Raw genomic sequence first — 3932 nt, 5'->3', positions numbered from 1 at the left:
GAATGATGTCACGCTGAAAATGCCGGCCTTTGAATGGGTTCATGTGCAGCTCCATCAGCAAAAGGGGATGATAAGTTTATCACCACCGACTATTTGCAACAGTGCCGGTGTCAGCCCGGTCCCCGTTTCTTCTGGAAAAACGAACCGTTACCGACTTAATCGTGGTGGAGATCGTGCTGCAAATAGTGCACTTCACATCATCGCCATCGGACGCTTACGAACTGACGCAAAAACAAAGGAATATGTCGCCAGGCGTGTAGCCGAAGGACATACAAAAATGGAAGCGATACGCTGTCTAAAGCGATATATCTCCCGCGAAGTTTACACGTTACTGCGCAATCAAAACAGGCGGATCAACAGTATCCCGATAACAGCTTGACTCTTAGAAGGGCGTCCAGGGCAGCCAGTACGGCAGTGACGACTGGCAGCGCTTCTACCGGGCCAATAACCTGGCGCCGAGCATGAGCCGGCGTGGCAACTGCTGGGATAATGCGGTGGCCGAATCGTTCTTCAGTTCGCTGAAAAAAGAACGGATCAGAAAACGCATATATAAAACCAGGGATCTGGCCCGGGCGGATCTTCGATTACATTGAAGTCTTCTATAACCGGTCCCGGCGCCACAGCCACCTCGGCGACGTCAGTCCGGAGGCCTTCGAACAGGCCTCGTCGTGAGGACAGGATTTGTCTACAGGCGTGGGGTCAGTCCAAACTATAGGGCAGGATCGTCTACCGGGGCGGGGTCAGTCCATCAACGGCTCGGAAGTGTCTAGATTATCCGTGGCGATTCACCGGGGCAAACAGGCCGATCAGGAACGACATAAGAAAGTTCTGTATTACCGACAGGTCAAGAAACTGAGCATAAGAGAAACTGCTGAAGCCACCAGTTACAGTACATCTCAGGTCTGCAGGGTTCAGGCCCTGTTCAGGCCTGAAAATTAAGCACATTTTCTGAGGCTGGAAATCAACTCATGCTGACAGCCTGAGCCTGTTGGCATGGTAAGCAATGTGCTCACCAATAAAGCTGGAAATGAAATAATAGCTGTGGTCGTATCCAGTATGATATCGGAACGACGCATTGAGGTTCATCTCATTGCATACTCTCTCAAGGATTTTGGTGCGCAGTTGCTCTTCATAAAAGGCGTCACTCAGCCCCTGATCAATGAAGATTTCTGGTAATTTTTCACCCTGTAAAATGAGGCTGACTGGATCGTAGGCTTCCCACGTTTTTCTGTTTTCACCCAGGTAAGCGCTAAATGCCTGTTGCCCCCATGGCACCTGAGAAGGCGATACTATCGGGGAAAATGCTGATACGCTCACATATTCACCAGGATTTCGCAGAGCCAGCACCAGAGCACCCAGCCCTCCCATAGAATGACCGGATATAGATTTTCTTGCCGTTGCAGGAAAATGATTCATGACGACATCCGGAAGCTCTCTGAGAATATAGTCATACATCCTGTAATGAACATTCCACGGCTGTTCCGTCGCGTTCAGATAAAAACCGGCCCCCTGGCCAAGATCGTAACTGTCGGCATCCGGGACATTATTACCCCGGGGACTGGTATCCGGGACAACAACGATGACGTTATGCCGGGCTGCATAATGCTGCATACCTGATTTGGTGATGAAATTCTGCTCAGTACAGGTCAGGCCCGACAACCAGTATAGTACCGGCAGTTTTTCTGTTACTGCTTTGGGAGGAAGATACACACCGAAATTCATTTCACAATTAAGGGATTGTGAATAATGCCGGTACACGTTTTGCCAGCCGCCAGAGCTGGCATGCTGCTCAATGAGTTCCATCAGCCGTTATCTCATGGTTATTTCCCCTGACCGAAGCCAGGGGAAGTATCTTTAAATCCGGACGTCAGATAAACGTATACGCCGTGATTTTGTTACCCGCCGGATCCCGCAGGTAGGCAGCATAGGCCCCGGGAAGGTGACCACGCGGGCCAGGTTGACCTTCATCAGCTCCACCGGCGGCAAGGCCGGCAGCATGGAAAGCATCAACCTCTTCCGGGGTGGCAGCAGCGAAGCCGACAGTCACCCCGTTAGCGGAAGGTGCTTCACCGTTGCCCGGACGGGCAATGATAAATGCCGGCTTTTCGCGGCCATAGAGTACCCAGCCGTTGCCAAACGGGCCGAGGTTATTGATACCAAGCGTGCCCAGGACGACATCGTAAAATGCGGAGGATTTCTCGACATCGGCTGCGCCAATGAACACATGAGAAAAGATGCCGTCACCAGAAATTACCGGAGTTGTCATTTTCCACTTCCTTCAGTTTGAGTTGATTAAAATTCTGATGGGATCAGTAATGAATCACTGTCCGGATAGATTTGCCTTCATGCATAAGCTCGAAGGCGTCATTGATTTCATCCAGTGTCATCGTATGGGTTACAAATGGCTCAAGGTCAATATCCCCCTTCATGGCATCCTCGACCATACCGGGGAGCTGAGTGCGGCCTTTTACTCCGCCAAACGCGGAACCTTTCCATACGCGCCCGGTGACCAGCTGGAAAGGACGGGTGGAAATCTCCTGTCCGGCCCCTGCGACACCAATGACAACGGACTGCCCCCACCCACGGTGAGCACTTTCCAGCGCTGCACGCATGACGTTAACGTTACCGATACATTCAAAGGTATGGTCAATACCCCACTTGTTGATATCCAGCAGAACATCTTTAATCGGTTTGTCATAATCATTCGGGTTAATGCAGTCAGTGGCCCCGAACTGACGGGCCAGGTCAAATTTTGTCGGATTAGTATCGATAGCGATAATACGTCCCGCTTTTGCCTGACGGGCCCCCTGTACCGCAGCCAGACCAATTGCCCCCAGACCAAAAATGGCAACTGAATCGCCCGGCTGCACTTTAGCCGTGTTATGGACGGCGCCAATACCGGTAGTCACGCCACAACCCAACAGGCAGACGTGTTCATGGTTCGCCTCCGGGTTAATTTTTGCCAGAGAAACCTCGGCCACAACGGTGTATTCACTGAATGTGGAACATCCCATGTAGTGGTAAAGAGGCTGACCGTTGTATGAAAAGCGAGTGGTCCCGTCAGGCATCAGTCCTTTGCCCTGAGTCTCGCGAACCGATACACAGAGGTTCGTTTTACCGGACTGGCAGAATTCACACTCCCCGCATTCAGCGGTGTAGAGCGGAATAACATGGTCACCCGGCTTCACACTGGTGACGCCTTCACCAACTTCAACGACGATACCGGCTCCCTCGTGGCCGAGAACCACCGGGAAAACGCCCTCAGGGTCATTCCCTGAGAGGGTAAAGGCATCGGTATGGCAGACACCTGTGTGGGTGTTTTTAATCAGCACCTCGCCTTTTTTAGGCGGAGCAACATCAATTTCAACAATCTCCAGGGGCTTCCCTGGTGCAAATGCAACAGCGGCACGTGATTTCATACGTAATATATCCTCAATGTAATAATGGCCTCACCTATTTAAGATAGGCACGAACCAGCTCAATCGTATCGTCAACTGATTTACTGACTTCATGACTGTAGCTGTCATTCTGGTCAAAGGTTTCCCGTATGTGGCTCTCCAGCACCTCTGCCATCAGTCCGTTAGCGGCGCCCCGGACGGCGGCGATTTGCTGGAGAACGGAACGGCATTCAGCGCCACTTTCAAGTGCTCTTTCCAGAGCATCAATCTGACCCCGGATACGGCGAACCCGGGTTAGGACCTTTTTTTTCTCTTCAGGAGTACTGGGCATTGCTTACCTCACTGCTCTGTATTTCTTATACTATAGGGGAGTATTACATTAAGATCAACACATACCCCACTATAGTATAATAAATATATCAGAGCACCGGTAATGACTCCAACTTACTGATAGTGTTTTATGTTCAGATAATGCCCGATGACTTTGTCATGCAGCTCCACCGATTTTGAGAACGACAGTGACTTCCTGCCCAG

At 51.0% G+C, this 3932-nt stretch carries 6 protein-coding genes and 2 pseudogenes; 3 read left to right on the top strand and 5 right to left on the bottom strand.

All coding sequences use genetic code 11. From position 1 onward, the window contains the following. The 3 genes and pseudogenes from ACOTXI_RS24145 to ACOTXI_RS24135 form a co-directional block, all read left to right on the top strand. Window positions 1-379, top strand: a 379-nt coding sequence (locus ACOTXI_RS24145; RefSeq protein WP_421766152.1) for a transposase, incomplete at its 5' end; no start/stop codon positions are given. Window positions 380-395: 16 nt separating this feature from the next. Continuing rightward, window positions 396-672 (top strand): annotated as a pseudogene (locus ACOTXI_RS24140) (IS3 family transposase); the annotation flags it as partial. Between the two features lie 114 nt (window positions 673-786). Further along, window positions 787-939, top strand: a pseudogene (locus ACOTXI_RS24135) (resolvase); the annotation flags it as partial. Between the two features lie 27 nt (window positions 940-966). On the opposite strand, the gene fghA reads toward ACOTXI_RS24135, so the two are convergent. The 5 genes from fghA to ACOTXI_RS24110 all read right to left on the bottom strand — a co-directional run. Continuing rightward, window positions 967-1803 carry an S-formylglutathione hydrolase gene (gene fghA / locus ACOTXI_RS24130; RefSeq protein WP_012561110.1) on the bottom strand — a complete coding sequence of 279 codons (837 nt, stop codon included), beginning with the start codon at window positions 1801-1803 and terminating at the stop codon, window positions 967-969. A gap of 64 nt (window positions 1804-1867) precedes the next feature. Further along, window positions 1868-2266: a VOC family protein gene (locus tag ACOTXI_RS24125; protein ID WP_012561111.1), complete on the bottom strand. Its 399-nt coding sequence runs from the start codon at window positions 2264-2266 to the stop codon at window positions 1868-1870. 43 nt (window positions 2267-2309) lie between these two features. Next, entirely contained in the window at window positions 2310-3419 is a 1110-nt protein-coding gene (frmA, locus tag ACOTXI_RS24120) for an S-(hydroxymethyl)glutathione dehydrogenase (RefSeq protein WP_017384070.1), read from the bottom strand. Between the two features lie 34 nt (window positions 3420-3453). Then, complete coding sequence (gene frmR / locus ACOTXI_RS24115) at window positions 3454-3729, bottom strand: formaldehyde-responsive transcriptional repressor FrmR (RefSeq protein ID WP_017384071.1); 276 nt, start codon at window positions 3727-3729, stop codon at window positions 3454-3456. 113 nt (window positions 3730-3842) lie between these two features. Continuing rightward, window positions 3843-3932: IS1 family transposase (locus tag ACOTXI_RS24110; RefSeq protein WP_024193989.1), on the bottom strand; the 90-nt coding region annotated here is incomplete at its 5' end.

The sequence above is a fragment of the Enterobacter cloacae complex sp. BZL2005 genome (assembly GCF_049238885.1).
GTDB classification, from domain to species: domain Bacteria; phylum Pseudomonadota; class Gammaproteobacteria; order Enterobacterales; family Enterobacteriaceae; genus Enterobacter; species Enterobacter roggenkampii.
Note: the sequence above shows the minus strand (reverse complement) of the source record. Positions and strands in the feature narration are given on the sequence as shown.

What these genes read in the sequence shown, in the direction of transcription:
- fghA (WP_012561110.1), bottom strand. Translation starts at nt 1,803, where the DNA reads ATGGAACTCATTGAGCAGCATGCCAGCTCTGGCGGCTGGCAAAACGTG.
- ACOTXI_RS24125 (WP_012561111.1), bottom strand. Translation starts at nt 2,266, where the DNA reads ATGACAACTCCGGTAATTTCTGGTGACGGCATCTTTTCTCATGTGTTC.
- frmA (WP_017384070.1), bottom strand. Translation starts at nt 3,419, where the DNA reads ATGAAATCACGTGCCGCTGTTGCATTTGCACCAGGGAAGCCCCTGGAG.
- frmR (WP_017384071.1), bottom strand. Translation starts at nt 3,729, where the DNA reads ATGCCCAGTACTCCTGAAGAGAAAAAAAAGGTCCTAACCCGGGTTCGC.